This window comes from Sandarakinorhabdus sp. DWP1-3-1, from assembly GCF_049896705.1.
In the GTDB taxonomy this organism is placed as follows: domain Bacteria; phylum Pseudomonadota; class Alphaproteobacteria; order Sphingomonadales; family Sphingomonadaceae; genus Sandarakinorhabdus.
Window position 1 is genome coordinate 197156 of sequence record NZ_JAFCUV010000001.1, and the last position, 14380, is coordinate 211535.

27 protein-coding genes are annotated in these 14380 nt (G+C 66.5%); 13 read left to right on the forward strand and 14 right to left on the reverse strand.

Annotated elements, in window-relative coordinates:
• Positions 1 to 15 precede the first annotated feature (15 nt).
• From ACP7AI_RS00805 to ACP7AI_RS00870, 14 genes are all read right to left on the reverse strand, one after another.
• Positions 16 to 264 carry a hypothetical protein gene (locus ACP7AI_RS00805; RefSeq protein ID WP_426163005.1) on the reverse strand — a complete coding sequence of 83 codons (249 nt, stop codon included), beginning with the start codon at positions 262 to 264 and terminating at the stop codon, positions 16 to 18.
• A gap of 42 nt (positions 265 to 306) precedes the next feature.
• The gene (locus tag ACP7AI_RS00810) at positions 307 to 744 is read right to left on the reverse strand and encodes a hypothetical protein (RefSeq protein ID WP_426163007.1); all 438 of its coding nucleotides are present in this window, start codon (positions 742 to 744) and stop codon (positions 307 to 309) included.
• Between the two features lie 66 nt (positions 745 to 810).
• The gene (locus ACP7AI_RS00815) at positions 811 to 2535 is read right to left on the reverse strand and encodes a helicase HerA domain-containing protein (RefSeq protein WP_426163009.1); all 1725 of its coding nucleotides are present in this window, start codon (positions 2533 to 2535) and stop codon (positions 811 to 813) included.
• Positions 2532 to 2768 carry a hypothetical protein gene (locus ACP7AI_RS00820; RefSeq protein WP_426163012.1) on the reverse strand — a complete coding sequence of 79 codons (237 nt, stop codon included), beginning with the start codon at positions 2766 to 2768 and terminating at the stop codon, positions 2532 to 2534. The genes ACP7AI_RS00815 and ACP7AI_RS00820 overlap by 4 nt, the downstream gene beginning before the upstream one ends.
• Complete coding sequence (locus ACP7AI_RS00825) at positions 2768 to 3733, reverse strand: hypothetical protein (RefSeq protein WP_426163015.1); 966 nt, start codon at positions 3731 to 3733, stop codon at positions 2768 to 2770. The genes ACP7AI_RS00820 and ACP7AI_RS00825 overlap by 1 nt, the downstream gene beginning before the upstream one ends.
• Before the next feature lie 11 nt (positions 3734 to 3744).
• Positions 3745 to 4650 (reverse strand): PD-(D/E)XK nuclease-like domain-containing protein, encoded by a 906-nt coding sequence (locus ACP7AI_RS00830; protein ID WP_426163018.1) that lies wholly within the window; start codon positions 4648 to 4650, stop codon positions 3745 to 3747.
• Positions 4650 to 4805, reverse strand: a complete 156-nt coding sequence (locus ACP7AI_RS00835) for a hypothetical protein (protein ID WP_426163020.1) — start codon at positions 4803 to 4805, stop codon at positions 4650 to 4652. Before ACP7AI_RS00835 ends, ACP7AI_RS00830 begins: the two co-directional genes overlap by 1 nt.
• Before the next feature lie 2 nt (positions 4806 to 4807).
• Positions 4808 to 4993 carry a hypothetical protein gene (locus ACP7AI_RS00840; RefSeq protein WP_426163022.1) on the reverse strand — a complete coding sequence of 62 codons (186 nt, stop codon included), beginning with the start codon at positions 4991 to 4993 and terminating at the stop codon, positions 4808 to 4810.
• On the reverse strand, positions 4990 to 5244 hold the full coding sequence (locus ACP7AI_RS00845) for a hypothetical protein (protein WP_426163024.1): 255 nt from the start codon (positions 5242 to 5244) through the stop codon (positions 4990 to 4992). Before ACP7AI_RS00845 ends, ACP7AI_RS00840 begins: the two co-directional genes overlap by 4 nt.
• Positions 5241 to 5600 (reverse strand): hypothetical protein, encoded by a 360-nt coding sequence (locus ACP7AI_RS00850; RefSeq protein WP_426163026.1) that lies wholly within the window; start codon positions 5598 to 5600, stop codon positions 5241 to 5243. Before ACP7AI_RS00850 ends, ACP7AI_RS00845 begins: the two co-directional genes overlap by 4 nt.
• Positions 5600 to 5761 (reverse strand): hypothetical protein, encoded by a 162-nt coding sequence (locus tag ACP7AI_RS00855; RefSeq protein WP_426163028.1) that lies wholly within the window; start codon positions 5759 to 5761, stop codon positions 5600 to 5602. The genes ACP7AI_RS00850 and ACP7AI_RS00855 overlap by 1 nt, the downstream gene beginning before the upstream one ends.
• Before the next feature lie 219 nt (positions 5762 to 5980).
• Positions 5981 to 6271, reverse strand: a complete 291-nt coding sequence (locus ACP7AI_RS00860) for a hypothetical protein (RefSeq protein WP_426163030.1) — start codon at positions 6269 to 6271, stop codon at positions 5981 to 5983.
• A gap of 112 nt (positions 6272 to 6383) precedes the next feature.
• Positions 6384 to 7193: a hypothetical protein gene (locus tag ACP7AI_RS00865; RefSeq protein ID WP_426163032.1), complete on the reverse strand. Its 810-nt coding sequence runs from the start codon at positions 7191 to 7193 to the stop codon at positions 6384 to 6386.
• A gap of 22 nt (positions 7194 to 7215) precedes the next feature.
• Complete coding sequence (locus ACP7AI_RS00870; RefSeq protein ID WP_426163034.1) at positions 7216 to 7956, reverse strand: S24 family peptidase; 741 nt, start codon at positions 7954 to 7956, stop codon at positions 7216 to 7218.
• A 99-nt stretch (positions 7957 to 8055) separates the two neighbouring features.
• On the opposite strand from ACP7AI_RS00870, the gene ACP7AI_RS00875 reads away from it, so the two are divergent.
• The 13 genes from ACP7AI_RS00875 (at position 8056) to ACP7AI_RS00935 (ending at position 14378) form a co-directional block, all read left to right on the forward strand.
• Positions 8056 to 8283 (forward strand): hypothetical protein, encoded by a 228-nt coding sequence (locus ACP7AI_RS00875; protein ID WP_426163036.1) that lies wholly within the window; start codon positions 8056 to 8058, stop codon positions 8281 to 8283.
• Between the two features lie 175 nt (positions 8284 to 8458).
• Positions 8459 to 8908, forward strand: coding sequence for a hypothetical protein (locus ACP7AI_RS00880; protein ID WP_426163038.1), 450 nt, complete (start codon positions 8459 to 8461; stop codon positions 8906 to 8908).
• Entirely contained in the window at positions 8905 to 9486 is a 582-nt protein-coding gene (locus ACP7AI_RS00885; protein ID WP_426163041.1) for an MT-A70 family methyltransferase, read from the forward strand. The genes ACP7AI_RS00880 and ACP7AI_RS00885 overlap by 4 nt, the downstream gene beginning before the upstream one ends.
• Positions 9486 to 10004: a hypothetical protein gene (locus ACP7AI_RS00890; RefSeq protein ID WP_426163043.1), complete on the forward strand. Its 519-nt coding sequence runs from the start codon at positions 9486 to 9488 to the stop codon at positions 10002 to 10004. The genes ACP7AI_RS00885 and ACP7AI_RS00890 overlap by 1 nt, the downstream gene beginning before the upstream one ends.
• A 223-nt stretch (positions 10005 to 10227) precedes the next feature.
• Complete coding sequence (locus ACP7AI_RS00895) at positions 10228 to 10488, forward strand: hypothetical protein (protein WP_426163045.1); 261 nt, start codon at positions 10228 to 10230, stop codon at positions 10486 to 10488.
• A gap of 61 nt (positions 10489 to 10549) precedes the next feature.
• Positions 10550 to 10969: a hypothetical protein gene (locus ACP7AI_RS00900; RefSeq protein WP_426163047.1), complete on the forward strand. Its 420-nt coding sequence runs from the start codon at positions 10550 to 10552 to the stop codon at positions 10967 to 10969.
• The gene (locus ACP7AI_RS00905) at positions 10969 to 11565 is read left to right on the forward strand and encodes a hypothetical protein (protein ID WP_426163049.1); all 597 of its coding nucleotides are present in this window, start codon (positions 10969 to 10971) and stop codon (positions 11563 to 11565) included. Before ACP7AI_RS00900 ends, ACP7AI_RS00905 begins: the two co-directional genes overlap by 1 nt.
• The gene (locus tag ACP7AI_RS00910) at positions 11562 to 11726 is read left to right on the forward strand and encodes a hypothetical protein (protein ID WP_426163052.1); all 165 of its coding nucleotides are present in this window, start codon (positions 11562 to 11564) and stop codon (positions 11724 to 11726) included. Before ACP7AI_RS00905 ends, ACP7AI_RS00910 begins: the two co-directional genes overlap by 4 nt.
• A complete protein-coding gene (locus tag ACP7AI_RS00915; RefSeq protein WP_426163054.1) occupies positions 11723 to 11911 on the forward strand; it encodes a hypothetical protein in 189 nt (62 codons plus the stop codon). Before ACP7AI_RS00910 ends, ACP7AI_RS00915 begins: the two co-directional genes overlap by 4 nt.
• The gene (locus ACP7AI_RS00920) at positions 11908 to 12315 is read left to right on the forward strand and encodes a helix-turn-helix domain-containing protein (protein ID WP_426163057.1); all 408 of its coding nucleotides are present in this window, start codon (positions 11908 to 11910) and stop codon (positions 12313 to 12315) included. The genes ACP7AI_RS00915 and ACP7AI_RS00920 overlap by 4 nt, the downstream gene beginning before the upstream one ends.
• On the forward strand, positions 12315 to 13316 hold the full coding sequence (locus tag ACP7AI_RS00925; RefSeq protein WP_426163060.1) for a DUF1376 domain-containing protein: 1002 nt from the start codon (positions 12315 to 12317) through the stop codon (positions 13314 to 13316). Before ACP7AI_RS00920 ends, ACP7AI_RS00925 begins: the two co-directional genes overlap by 1 nt.
• 22 nt (positions 13317 to 13338) lie before the next feature.
• Positions 13339 to 13758 (forward strand): hypothetical protein, encoded by a 420-nt coding sequence (locus ACP7AI_RS00930; RefSeq protein ID WP_426163063.1) that lies wholly within the window; start codon positions 13339 to 13341, stop codon positions 13756 to 13758.
• Entirely contained in the window at positions 13755 to 14378 is a 624-nt protein-coding gene (locus tag ACP7AI_RS00935; RefSeq protein ID WP_426163066.1) for a hypothetical protein, read from the forward strand. The genes ACP7AI_RS00930 and ACP7AI_RS00935 overlap by 4 nt, the downstream gene beginning before the upstream one ends.
• The last annotated feature ends 2 nt before the right edge of the window (positions 14379 to 14380 follow it).

Below are 14380 nucleotides of genomic sequence, written 5' to 3' on the forward strand. Positions count from 1 at the left end.
TTGGGTTGGCGAGCCTCACTGAACGGTCACTCCTTCGGGCCGGCCGCCGAGCGCGGTGCGCAGCAGCGTGGCGTGTTTCTCGACATCCTCGAGCCAGCGGTCCTCGCTGACCCATGACTGGATCGCGTCGCCGATAGTCAGGCTCATGGCGGCGAGGACTGCGGCGCGCGCCTCGCCGGGGCACATCTGCTGCTCGAGCTCGGCGGCCCTCGCGGACAGGCTCGCCGCGATGTCGATGCGCAGCGCGGTGATGGCGTCGCACATCGCGCAACCGCACTCCTGGGTCTGATGCAGGACCGGCACGGCTCAATCGCCAGTTTCGAGAAAGTACGCGGGCGGCCGGAACACGAAGCGTGCGGGCTGCCCCGGCACGGTCGGCCGGATGACCTCGCACTTCGCCGCGGTGAATGCCTCGAACTCCCAGGCAAACAGCCCCTCGGCCGACGCCTTGTTGATCGTGGCTCGATAGCCCTTGTTCGGCTTGCCCTTGGCGATGAAGCCCTTCGGCGCATCGTCGGCGAGCGCGACCGCGACATAGCCGGCGTCGCTGCCATTGCCGACCATGACGAGAAGCTTGTGCTCCGGGTTCCGCATGCCGAGCGCGTGGGCCAGCTTGTGCCCGATCATCACTGCGATGTAGCCGCGGGCATCCTTGCCCATGCGGACGCAGCGGACGCCATCGTCGGGTGTGGCTCCCTTCGTCGTGCCCTTCGGGGCAATCCGCTCGACGATCTCAAATGCCATGGTCAGTCCCCTTCGTAGTGAATGTCGTTGGGCCACCGGCCGGTGGGCCGAGCGGACGGGTGATGGTCATGCCATTTCTCCCGGCAGGGGATTGGCGAGGCGCACGCGGTCGCCCTCGACGAAGGCGACGCCGTTGCGACGAAGCTGCGCCAGGCCATTGTTCCAGTTGCCGCCGGTCGGCTTGCAGCCAAGGCGTCCGGCCAGCGCGTCCTTCGACATCGACGCGAAGGTCAGAGCCTCGATCATGCGCGGCGCCGGATTGGTCAGCACCGATTGCCACAGCAACAGGGCTTCTTCCCGCGACATGCCCGCCGGCGCCGGGCTTGCCGACCAGATGAGCTCGCCTTTCTCGGCGATGCGGCCGCTGTCGCGCAGCCATTTCCGGGCGGCGTTGAAATTGCCGCCGGTGGCTTTGCGGCCGGTCAGCGCCGCCTGCGCCCAAGTCAGCTTTGCCGGGTTCACGCGGTCGAGAAGATCGGCGATGGCGATGGCCGCAGGGCTGGCCTTGGTTGCCGTCTCTCCGGCTGTCACGACCTGCGGTTTCTCGGCCGGGGGCTTGGCCTCCCGCTCGCGCTGTCGTTTCGCTGTGGCGTCGACCCTCTCCGTCGGCGCCATCTTTTGCCCGTCGTCTCCTTCGGGCACTCCGCCGCCTTGCGCGGGGATCTGGTCGAGCGGCGCCACCACATAGGGGTCCGTGGTGGCGCTGCCGTCATGTCGTGGAATCGATGGAAAAAGCACGTCGCCGACGAGGCAGTGATAGGCGCGTTCGGCTCGCTGGTAGCCGGCGATAATCCATTGCAGCCGGGCCTCACGATCGGCTGCGTCCTGAATATCCATGCGCAGGCCGGCGATCTCCTTGCTCTGCTGCTGCATGACCATTTGCGCCATCGGCCCGGCGGCAGCGACGTCCTGCACAGCAACGGTTGCATCGGCGGCAGGCTTCAGCGCCGCGACCAGCGCCGCGGTGTCGATCGTCGCCAGCGTGGCGGGCACCGGCGGCGACTCTCCGGCCTCGGGCGTCCGGCTCGTGTCGAACGTCACCGGCAGCGGCGCGACGTTGCGATCGAGCACGTCGGCCGCCGGCGAATAGACCCACCGCTCGCCGCGCTTCAGCTTGGCCAGCGACTGCTCGACCTGGGCGGCGAGATCCTTGGTCGCATGACCCTTCAGATAGGCCCGCACCGGAGCCTGGTCGGTCGGAGCGACGAGCTGGTGAATGATGAGGGTCTGCATCTGCGACAGCACCGACTTGGCGATGTCGGCCGGCCGCTGGGTGATGAGCATCGGCACGAAGCCATGCACGCGGCCGCGCTTCGCGATCCAGATCATGTCCTCGAGCAGCGCATAGCCGAGATCGTCGGCGGCGGTCTGCGGCGCGAACTCGTCGGCCTCGTCGATGACCAAGTGAAACCGGGTCCGGGGCTTGCCGCGGATCGTCGCCATGAAATCCCGAACGAAGCGGCGCTGCTCCTGGCCGCTGCGCAGTTCGGAGATGTCGACGACTGCCGACAGGGGCCCGTCGATGACGAGCCGGGCCACCTTGGCGCCGTCATGGGCGCTGATCGGAACATCGCCGTGCAGCCCGCCGAATATCGGGATGCCGAACCCCGGCCCGGTGCCGGCGGCATCGCTGCGCAGGCCATACCAGACGCCGGTCGGGTCGATGACGCAGGTGTGGCGCTGCTCATGCAGCAGCTTCTCCACCAGCACCTTCGCCGAGACCGTCTTGCCGGCGCCGGACATGCCGATGATGGCGGTCGACAGGTCAAATAGGGGAACTGGCCCGCTCACCCGAACAGGGTCCGCTGGCGCGCGGCCTCGTCGGCCCGGGACCGCTCGACCGCTTCCTTCTCGGCCTCGAGCTTGTAGTCCTCGGCAATGGCCTCCATCAGCGCGATCTCACGGTCGGCCGAGGCTTGCCGCATCTTTCCGTTCTCGACCCAGCGCGGGTAGACGCGGCGGCGCATGTTGGCCTCGCGGATCGCGCTGTCGCGCTTGTCCTGGGCGGTGAAGCTGGCGGCCATTACCGCTTGCCCTTGGTCAACCGCGCGCGAGCGCTATCAGCAGCGGCGCGCATATCGAGGATGCTCATGGCGTCATGGTCATCGTCCGGCGCCAGGGGAATGGACGCGGTGAGCGCTTCAAGCTCCGAGATCGTCGCGGCATTGCTGATGCGTTCTACCAGCGGCGGTTCCGCCTTTGCTCCCGGCCCGGCCAAGTCATAGCCGGGCTGGCCGTCCGGGCGCCGAAACCGAAGGGCCTCATCGGTCTCGTCAGATCCCGCCTCGGTGTCCGTGACCGAATGCAGGATATCTCCGGACAGTGCGGCGGGCGCGGGGTCAGCGACGCGATCGGTATCGGCGCTCTGTTCGATCAGCATGGCACCGGAGAGCGGCGTCGCCGAAAGCGAAGGTCCGGCCGCGATGGTCATGTCCTCGACCTCTTCGGCCGACTGATAGCCGAGCATGACTTCGGGGCAGTAGAACCGGACAAGGAACGTCGCGCTGCGATACCGCAGCATCACCTCGGGCATCGACCGGTACTTCGGGTTCTTGGTCCAGCCCTCGGCCTCTGCCATTGCCATCGTGACCGTGACGCTGATCTCCTGCCCGGTGTCGCGCAGCGTCGCAAAGGCCGTGATGGCCAGGTCCTTGCCGGTGCCTGCAATGCGCCAGTCGATGCGGCCGGCGAAGATGCCCGACGCGTTGGCGCGGGCGATCATGTACTGCGCCGCGAAGCCGGCCTTGCCGCTGACGACGTGGATATTCTGCATCACAATCAGCGGATTTTCGCCCATCGCCTCCGCCATGGTCAGCGCGATATAGCAGTTCGCCAGCGCTTCCTCGGGGCGGCCTTTACGAAGATGATCAGGGATCAGTGGCGACGATGCGAACACCTTGGCCTTGCGCTGCAACAGGTCGAAGCGCGCGGACTCGCTCGACTGCGGCAGGTTCGGCATCGGCGTGACGTTGGCGGGCAGATTGTTCATGCGGTGTCCTTTCAGGCGGCGTAGGAAAGCTCGCCGCGCTCGGCGGCTTGATCGATGGTGCGCTGGGTCCAATTCGGCATCGGCAGCTGCAGCACGTCGTCTGCGTATCCGGGCCATTTCCCGGCATCGAGACAGTGAGCGAAGGTGTCGATCGCGCGGCGGTTCAGCATGCGGCCGCGATGGATATCGTCCTCGGGCAGCTGGTAGAGCGCGACGCAATGCGGCGGCTCTTTCTCGATCACGATGAAGAACATGTGGCGCGGCCGCTCGCCGTAGATCGCCTCGATGCCCTCGCGGTAGAGCGCAGCGGACTGGTGATAGCCGAAGCTCGCAACCGATCGCGCGAAGGCGCCAGGTGAGCCGTCTGCAGCGGTTTTCAGATCCGGAACGTAGAGGCGCTTCGCGGGCAGGAAATCCGGGCGAGCGCGAAGCCACACCCCGGTCGCGGCGTCTTTCCACGCGAGCGTCATTTCCGGATCGCCATTGGTCAGCGAAGCCGCCGCAAACTTGTTCGCCCGGAGCGCTGCCGCCATGGCCGACACCGTTTGCGCCTGGGCATAGGTCAGCACCGTCAGGCCGCGTTCCTGTGCCTCGGCGCGAGCAGCGTGATAGGCAGCCTGCTGTTTCGTCGCTCTGGCGTTGAAATCCTCGGGCAAAACGAAATAGGCGGCGGGCCAGCGGTCGCCGAGCAGCAGCAGGTCGTGCGCGGCCTTGCCGACCGCGAAGTGCGCCTTCTCGTCCTGCTTCGGGCGGTTCGGGTTCAGAGGCGACTTCCACCAATAATGCAGCGGCGAGCGTGCCTCGATCAGCTTGAGCCCGCTGGCGCTGATGCTCGGCGCGTCGCAGATCTCGGCACCGTGATAGTCCTCGGCCGCGATGTCCGGATAAGCGCCCGGCGTGGTGATGAGCGCGCCCATCAGTGCAGCCCCAGGCCGCACAGCAGGCCGGCGCCCCAGCCCATCACGAAGGTCGCGGTGGCGGTCCAGGCCATGGCATTGTAGCGCCGCGCCGGGGGCAGGGTGCCGGTGCGCCGGCGCACGACCTCGGTGTCGCTGATGATGCGGACGCTCATGCTCATGCGATTTTCCAAATCATGAAGAGGACGACCGCGGCGGTGAGCAGCCCGCCCAGCCAAACCGCGCGAAGGGCAGTCCACCGCAGGCGGTCGATCTGCATCTGCACCCGCTGGTTGCGCGGGATGATGAACGGCACCTGCGACGAGCCGGTGGCGTCCTCGAACTGGCGACGAAGGCGGCTCATTCGGCGCGCTCGGCAAGCATGGCGTCGGCGTAGTCACCGGCCTGCTTGGCTACGATTTCCCAGCGCTCTATGCCGGTACGCCCGCCAAACCAGCGTTGATAGTGGCGCTCGTCGGCGTGTCCGGTGCAGATGGTTGGGTTCGCCAAAGCCTGCCCCGCGAACCAGTCGCGCAAGGTCATGCCAGACCGACCCTCATAAGCGTTGCAGTCGCCCGGCACTTCCGGGAACGCGAATGGGTTATCGGCGCTCATGCGACGGCCGCCAGCGGTGCGGCGCGCATCGGCTCGGGCTCGACCGTGACCAGGTGGACCCGGCCGGCGATCGTCACAGGCAGCCGGTATGAGCCGTCGCCGATGGTTTCGATCACCGCACCGGCGGCGAACTCGGCCAGCGCCGCACGGATCGCCGCGGTGAGGCACATGGAAAAGTGGACATGCGGCAGGCCGTGCGGCCCCTCGACCTCGATCTGGCGCAGAGTGCGCAGCGGGTCCGTGGTCGCCTTGAGGAAGCCGGTCAGCGCACTCGAGCCGGCCAGGCCGAGCGCGTCGCTGGCCATGACGGCCGCATCGATCTGGTCAGCCGTGGGGATAGGGTGGACGTTGCCCATCAGTAAGCTCCGATCATGTTGAGGGTGGCGAAGGCGCCGGCGGCGACGCCGACGAGGCCGGCGGCAAGGGTTTCGAAGCGCAGCCAACCGTTCCAGGCCGCGAGGAAAAGCAGCGCTGTGGTGACGATGCCGGCGACGGCGATGTCGGGGATGCCGATCACAGCTTCATCGCCAGGACGATGACGGCGACGGCGAACAGCGCGAACGCGACCATGATCAGGTTAGCGAGCACGTCATCCCGACGCGGCGGGGGCGGCGGGAAGCTCATGCGCCTGCGGCCTTGGCGACGACCCGGGCGAGGCAGAGGCCGTTCCGTTCATTGGGCGTCATCTCGCGAACGGTCTTATTCGTGCCGTCGATGCGCTTGGGCCAGGCTGCGCTCATGCCGCCACCTGCTGCGCCAGCGACGCGGCATAGGCCTTGCAACGGGCCAGCCTTTCTTCAGCCAGCGCGATGTCATGCGCGGTGTAGTGGCGGTCCATCTCGGCGCCGACGGCGTAACGCGTGCCGGTGTCCGGCGTGGCGGCGATGGCGCGCATCGTGACGAGCGCGCGCTCCTGCCATTCGATCTCGGCAGGGGTGGAGCTAGAGGCGAGGAAGGCTGCTTCGCGGGCTGCGAGCCACGCCGTGCCGCCCATGCTTTCGAGGGTGCCCATGAGGCGAATTCCCATCGCCGGGAACCTGATTGTTCCAGCGGCGATGGGGAGACACTACGCGGGATGCATCCCGCACGTCAAGCAGAAAGCGGGACTAATCCCGCACTATTTTCCCGCACTCTGTCGTCTAATCACCGGGAGCATTATCAGTGCCTTGCTGCACCGCAGCCTTCGATGCGGCTTCCTTGGCCGCTTTCCGAGCCATGGTCTGGCCAGTTTTTTTCATAACCTGCCGCGCCTCGATCGCCGCATCGCCGTCGACCACGTCGCGCTTCAAGACCTCGTTGACGACGATGTCGCAGAGTTCCTCGTCATCGACCTTCACGCCTTCAAAGAGCTTGCGCATCTCACGCTTGAGAGCGGCAATCATCGGCTCCGATCGCATCACCTCTGCGACCGTGTAGCGGTTTATGATTTGCGCCTTGGAGTGGAATGCCGATAGCGCATCGCCCGAGATGCCCTCCTTGCACAGCAGGAAGAGCCGGGCGAGGTCGTCCTCGCGCCGTGGATTTAGCTTCATGATGTCGATGCAAACGACTTCCCGATACTCGATCGGTTGCGCGAACTTCAGCCGGTAGATTTTCCACTCCAGCGCGTTGGTGAGGATGACCCATTCTATACCGTGGTGGGCGCCGTAATTTACCGCCTGGCGCAGATGGGTCTCGTTGAGGTTGGTGCCGGCCGATTTCACTTCGGCAAGATATCTGACCTTGCCGTCGAGCTTGATCGCTAGGTCGCAGAATGTGCCGCGGATCTGCTGCTCGGATGTCAGGTCGATGTATTTGTCGAAGCCGAAGACATCGCAGAGAATATCTTTGACGACGGTGACGGTGTCGGCCTCGGAGATGTCGCGCTCTCGAAGCTTGCCGACAATCGGCTGATACCGCTTCAGTCCCTCGATCAGACGGTCATTTACCCGCTTCGGTATTCTTGACATCCTGCCCCCCGGCTTTCGACTGCTAACCTAACATCTCGCTCCACGGCACGACGCGGTGGACTGCCGCAACCTGGCAAGTCTTCAGCGAGAAGCGTTGTTGTGGATTGAATTGCTCCAGTTCGATCGTGCTCGCGTTTCGACGGGCCAGGCGTTTGACCATGGCGCAGATGACCTCGTCATCACCATTGCGGAGCTGGACGACGACATAATCGCCGATGCCAGGAATTCGGCGCGGGTCGACGTAAATCACCTCGCCGATCTCGAACCGCGGTTCCATCGACGAGCCGGCGACCTGCATGGCATATATCGCCTTGTTGCCCGAGATCCTCGGCGGACGGCGCGTGTAGCCGCGTATTTCACCCGGCATCATCTCCGTCTGTTCTATGAGCACGGCAAGCCCATCTTGCTCCAGCGCGAAGTCGGCGCCCTGGGCAGTACCGACAATCGGCACGTCGTTCGGAAAGTTGGCCGCATTTCCGCTGAAGGATGGACTGGGCGGATCGATCTCCAGGTTTGGTACCGGGAGCGGGACGTTCACGGAACCTGAGCCGAGGAACTCGCTAAGGTCGATCTTAAGCGCTTTGGCGAGCGCTGCGAGCGTGTCGATCTTAGCTTGACCGCTCTTCCCTCTCAGGATGTCGCGCACCGCGTCCGCGTTCAATCCAGCGGCAAGCGATAGACCGCGAGCGGACTGCCCGCTTTCACCCGTCGTCGCTTCCAGCAAAATTCGCCGGACCGCGTCCATATCGATGGTTGAGGCCATGCGGGTTAACTCCCGCATTTCCTGCGGGTGCGTCAACGACGGGACGTATCCCGCAAAATTGCTTGACGTGCGGGACGTGTCCCGCCGATAAGGCTGCGCATGGATAATCACTCCCTGCTTGCCGAGATCGAGGCGTTCCAGGCGCGCCACAGCATGGCTGACAGCACCTTCGGGCGCCTTGCGGTCAATGACTGGAAATTTCTCCGCAGTCTCAGGGAGGGCAAGCGGCGCCTTTGGCCAGAGACCATCGCGAAGGTCCGAAAATTCATGGAAGAATACGCGCCGGCTCCGGCCGGAGACGCCACCTCCGAGGCCGCCGCCGCATGACGAGCGTGGTCACCCCCTACCGTTCCGGCTCCTTTCCGGACGCGAGAGCCTGCTGCGCGCCCGACAGGGATGCTCGGCCAGCGCCGCAAGGCGTCAACGATCCTGGCCGGAACGGTACCAGGGAAGGGTCGATGGCAGGGAAGTGCAGGCATCATCATTTCGGGAGCGATAGCCTGTGATCCGCGGCAAGATCATTCCGAATGCGCGACTTCTGACCGACGACGATTACCGGCGGCTCTCCTCCGCCGGCATTCGTCGCGTCAGTGCCGCCGACGGCTGCGCCAGGCTGGCGCTCGAAGTCGGTTGCGACGAGCGCACGATGCGCAATGCCCGTGATCGGCGTTCCTCGCTGTCAGGCGCATCGCTGTTCAACATGCTGGCCAAGGACCCGTCAGCCCTGGACGAGTTGCTTGCGCATTTCGGCTATCGGGCTGCTCCGATCGATGCGGCAACCGCGGATGATGCCGGCCTCAATGCCGATGTTGCACACCTGAACGCTGTCGTCGCCGAGGCGATGCGTGACGGTCGAATCGATCATATCGAAAATGCCCGCGTGCTCGATGCCGCGCGTCCAGTCGTCCAGACGCTGACCGGGCGCATCGCTTCGGCGGGGCGCGCTGCATGAGCACGGCTTGGCCATTCGGCGACCTGCCGATGTTCGGCCATCGGGTAATTTACGCCGATCCGGCGTGGCCATTCGAAAACTACAGCGCCAAAGGCGAGAGCCGGAATCCGAACCGCCACTACCCGACGATGTCGCTGGAGCAAATCAAAGCGCTGCCGGTGGGTCACCTTGCGGCCGACAACGCCGCGCTACTGCTGTGGGCGACCGACCCGCTGCTCGACAAGGCCATCGAGGTCATGACGGCGTGGGGATTTCGGTTCGTCACGGTCGCATTCACCTGGGCGAAGCGCACTCCCAATGACACGGGTTGGCACATGGGGACGGGCTATTACACCCGCGCCAACCCGGAGATCTGCTTGCTCGGCATGAATGGCCGGGTCGGGCTGCCGAAAAGCCGCGGGGTGCGCCAGCTAATCGTCGAGCCGGTGCGCGAGCATAGCCGCAAGCCCGATCGCGTGTACGGCGACATCGAGGCCCTGTTCGACGGACCTTATCTCGAGCTGTTCGCCCGCCAGCGGCGCGCAGGCTGGAGCAGCTGGGGCAACGACGTCGACAAGTTCGAAGCGGCTGCAGCCTGATGGCGCGCCCGAACCCCTGGAAAGCCCGCGAGGCCGACCTCCGCGCGATGGTTGCCGCTGGCGATACCATGGCGGTCATCGCGGCGCGCTACGGCGTCAAGGAGCAGGCCGCCAACATGGCGTGCTGGCGCCTCGGTATCCGGGTGCCGAAGGCGGTCAAGTCCGTCCGGTCGTCTGCGCTCAAGCGGCGCCAGTGGGCCGACCCGGCGTACCGCGAGCGGATCACCGCGGCATCGCGGGCGTCGTATCATGCGGGCCACGGCCACCGGTTGTCCGTTCGGGGCAGGGGGAGCCGGCTGCAGGGCGTGCCGCCGGAACACCACGACACCTATTTCGCCCTTTATCACAAGCTGCGCGACGCCGCGGAGGTCCGGCGCATCCTGGCGTTGGACGTCGCGGCGGAGCAGAGGCGCCGGGCCGACGAAGCTGCGGCGCGGAGCAGCCTGGACTGGCAGCACCGGCATCACGCGATGATGCGCGGCGGTGGCCGCATCGCGCCGACGCAGGTGGCGGTATGAATGCGGGTCGCGACGGACGGGGCCGCTACGCCCCGGTGCCGGTCACGGTGCCGCTTTGCGTGCGCCGGAGCCGGTCCGCCCGTGTCGCAAAGGGCAACCATCAGCGCCGGATCAACGAGATGCGGCGGGCCCGCGAGGTGATGGAAGCCGCGCCCGACTACCAGAGATTGCGCCACGGCGCTCCACCGGTCCCGGCAATCCTGCCGCGCGACACCCCCGAGGAATGAACGCGATGTTCTACCTCACCATCATCGTCTGCACAGGAGTTATCATCATGGCACTTCGCCAATCCACCATCGACATCATCGCCCAGATCGAGGCGCTCAAGGCCGACGACCAGGCCGCGATCGACACCGCCGTCGCCGCCGCCACGGCCGAAAAGGACGCCCTGATCGCCGCCGACGCGGCCGAGGACGCCGAGCAGGTCGAGGCCATCAACGCCGCGCTGACCGCCTCGCCGGTGACCCCGAGCCCCGACGCCTGATCGCAACCGCTGCGCCGCCTCGCGTGGGGCGGCGCAGCCCCTTCGTGCAGAGGAGAATGACGTGCCGAAGAAGGAAAGCGTGCTCGAGGGCGCGATGAAGGAGACGGTCGCAGCCGGTGCCAAGCCCGACAATGAGCAGATGGACAAGCCCGACTTCGACCGGGCGCTGCGCGTCCTGCGGGGCGACATCAAGCCCGCGATGGAAGGCATGGCCGAGACTCGCGGCGGTGTCAGCGCGGCCTGGAAGGTCATCGCCGACGAATGCCACGTCCACAAGGCGGCGGCGCGGTTCTTCCAGACCCATGTGATGGCCGCCAGCACGGACAAGCGCGAGGATGTGCTCCGCTCGCTGTTCGGTCTGTGCCAGGCCGCCGAGATCCAGGTCGAAGTCGATTTGGTCGACATGTCGGGCGCACCCGCAGCGCCGGCGATCAAGCCGCCGGAGACCCCCGCCGGCCAGCCCGAGCCGATGTTCCACTGATGCGCCGCGCCGAAGAGAGCGACCTCTTGCCCGCAGCTGCGTTTCGACGTGGCGTCCTGGCGCTCGACTTGTCTTCGGCGACCGGGTGGGCATTTGCCCGGCCGGGCTGCATCGCTGACTGGCCCGTAACCCGCCCGTTCAACGATCTGGCCATGATCGAGCCCGATCCTCGGCCGCTTCCCGAGGTCGGGTTCGGAACATGGGAGCTTGGCCGCGGGCTGCATGGCCGCAGGTTCGACGCGCTGTCCCAGATGCTCCGGGCCCATGCCGCGCCGGGCCTGGTCGTGATCGAGCAGGCCATCCCGGGCAAGTTCTCGCGCACCAACGCCGCCACCGAGATCGCCCAGGGGCTTCGCGCCGTCGTCTGTGGCTGGGCCGCGAATAGGGGCGTGGTGCTCCGCGAGGCGCCGATCAATTCGGTGAAGGCGTGGTTCGGCTCCCCTATGCAGCGCGACAAGGCGCCCATGATCGCGATGGCCAAGCGGCTCGGGTTCGACGTGAAGTCAGACCACGAGGCCGACGCGCTGGCCATCCTCGACCTGACCCTCGCTCGCGGCGCCATGGCGGCCCGGCTGATGGGGAGGCTGGCCGCATGACCGGCTATGCCCCGCCGTGCCCGCCAGCGCCGCGCCTGTCGCGTCAGCTGACCCGCTATCTCCAGTTCCGCCAGCATGGACACGCGCGCGCCGATGCCGCGACGGCCGCCGGTATTCCCATCCCCGAGGCCGAGCTCGTCGACAAGGATATGGGCCTGTGAATTCCGATATCCCCCCGGTGCCGTACCGCAGCGTGGTGCAGCTGCTCGCCTTGCGCGCGCCCGCGCCGATCAGCGCCGAGACAGTGGCGCGCGGCTACGGCCTCAGCCTCGACCTTGCCCAGAAGGCGATCGTCCAGGCCGACACGGTACGGTTCCACGCACGGCACCGGGGCAGGGCGGCATGATGCTCCATGTCCGTCCCGGCGGCTCCCCGGTCCTGACCGTCGCGATGCCCTGCAATCCGTTCGGGTTGCCGATCGATCCTGCCAGCGTTCCGGCCGTCTCGGTCCGCACCGCGCCGCCCTCATTTGCCGAGCTGGTCCGGTTCGCCGAGGAATATGCCGACCTGCGCCGCGGCACCCTGTGCGGCCCGGCGCGTCATCGCGACGCTGCATGGCCGCGCCAGGCGCTGATGCTGGCGGTTCGGCGGGAACGGCCCCAGCTGTCGCTGCCTACAATCGGGCGCCGGCTTGGCGGGCGTGACCATACCACAGTGCTGCACGGCGTCCGCGCCGCTGCCGAGCGCTGCGCGGCCGACCCCGACTTTGCCGAGATGGTCGCGGCGTTCTCTCGCAAGGCGAGCCTCTGATGGCTGATTTTCCCGCGCTGCCTCTGTGGACGGACGCCTATCTGGCCGACACGCGCCACCTGACGACGCTGGAGCATGGCGCGTATCTGCTGCTGCTCATGGAGGCTTGGCGCCGGCCGACGTGCTCGCTGCCCGATGACGACCGCCTGCTGGCCCGCCTTGCCGGACTGGCCATGGACGACTGGCTGGCTATCAAAGCAACGGTCATGGAGTTCTGGAAGCGCGACGGCCGGACCAAGACATTCGCGCAGAAGCGCCTGTCCGCCGAGGCCGTATACGTGCGCGGCAAGAGCAAGGTTCAGCGCGAGAAGGCGGCGAAGCGCTGGGGCAAGAAACCCGTCGATGTCGATGCAAACTCGGTCGAAAATCGGTCATCCGCTAATGACATGTTGGACCCCGATGAAGGGGCCACGTTTTCGGATGCGCCAGCAAGTGACGGCAATCCCACGATAAACGAATATGCCACGGCTTTGCCGATGCAATGCCCGGGCGATGCCCCCACACCCACACCCACACCCACACCCATTAAGAGTTATGATGATGTTGATGATAGCGCGGGCGTGCGCGGACGCGACGTTGCGCAGTCTGGCGGACCGACCGCTGATCACGAGCTCGCTATCGACGCATGCCGCGCCGCGGGCGTCCGCCACGCCGATCCTGGCTCGATCGCCCGCAATGTCACGCTGGTTCGAGAATGGCAGCAGGCCGGCGCCGATCCCCCGTTGATCCTCACCACGATCCGAGAAGACCGCGCTGCACCGGACGCGCCGAATATCACCAGCCTGAAATATTTCGACACCGCGGTCCGCCGCGCAGCAGCCCAGAGGGAGGCAAGATCCAATGGACATGAAGTTCGACAGCATGGGCCCAATCGAGCTCGTCCGGCGGGACGGACCGGCATCGTTCTCGACATGCTCGCCAGAAGCCGCGAGGCCGCCAGTCAAGCCGGAGATAATGGAATTGCTGGCGGAGCTGGCAATGCGGTTTCCAAAATCCAGTGATGAGGCCGGTGACGAAATTCGAATGCAGTTGCTCGCAGAGGACCTGGGCGAAACCCTTGATGCACAGGCGTTCCGCGCCGCCATCGCCGAAGGCCGCAAGACCTGGCGGTTCCTGCCGACGCTGGCCGAGATCATCGAAGCTGCCCAGCCTTTCCTCGCCGAGCGTCGCGACCGCATGCGCCAGGAGCGCGAGCGTAACGAGGCAGCCGATCGCCGTGCCCTGCCGGCGCCGGCCTATGTGGCGCCACAGGACACGGCCGGCACCCTTGCCGAGACCTTCGCCAAGATCGACGCCAATACCCGAGAACTGCTCGGCCAGGGCAAGGCGGCGTCGTTCGCGCCCTATGCGGAGCGGCCGCACAAAATCGAGATGCCGGCGGTTTCCGACGCGTCGCCGGCACTGAAGGCCATGATGGCCGAGAAGCTCGGTCGCCCGGCGTGACCGAGCCGGCGCTAGCCTTTCCCGACGCTGCCGAGATTGCGATTTCCGCACTCGACAAGCTGTCGCGGCTGCGCGCTTTGACCGATCAGGAGTCTGCCGATCTGGCGCGCCTGCTCGGCGTGCCGGAGGACGAGACCGAAGAGGTCGACCGCCGTCCAATACCCCCCGATTTCGAGGCCATGTACATCGAGCTCGGGCCCAAGGTTCTGCCCGAGCACTATTCGGCTTCGAACCGCACGGTGAGGCGGTGGAGCGAGGAAGCCGGCCGCAGCAGGTTGCGCGCCGAGCGGGCCGCGGTGTTGGCGGCCATCTGGGAGGTGAAGCGGGAACGGGCCTGCAAAACCGCGAAGAAGCGCGCGAATATTGCCATGGCCGAGCGGCGCAGGCGGGCGCTGTCCGCTTCCGAGCCGGCGCCTGATCCCGATATCCTGCGCGCCGCGGCCCACTACCTCCGAATTCCGCAGAACGGAGGGCATCGCGTTTCGCCGTCGGGAGAGGGTGACTGGTTCATCGGCGCGGTGCGGGTCACGGCCCAGGACCTGATCCGACGCGCGACGGTGCGGGGTTTCGACCCCGGCGATGTCCGTCCCGCACTCCGCCAAGCCCCTGAAACCCGGTAATG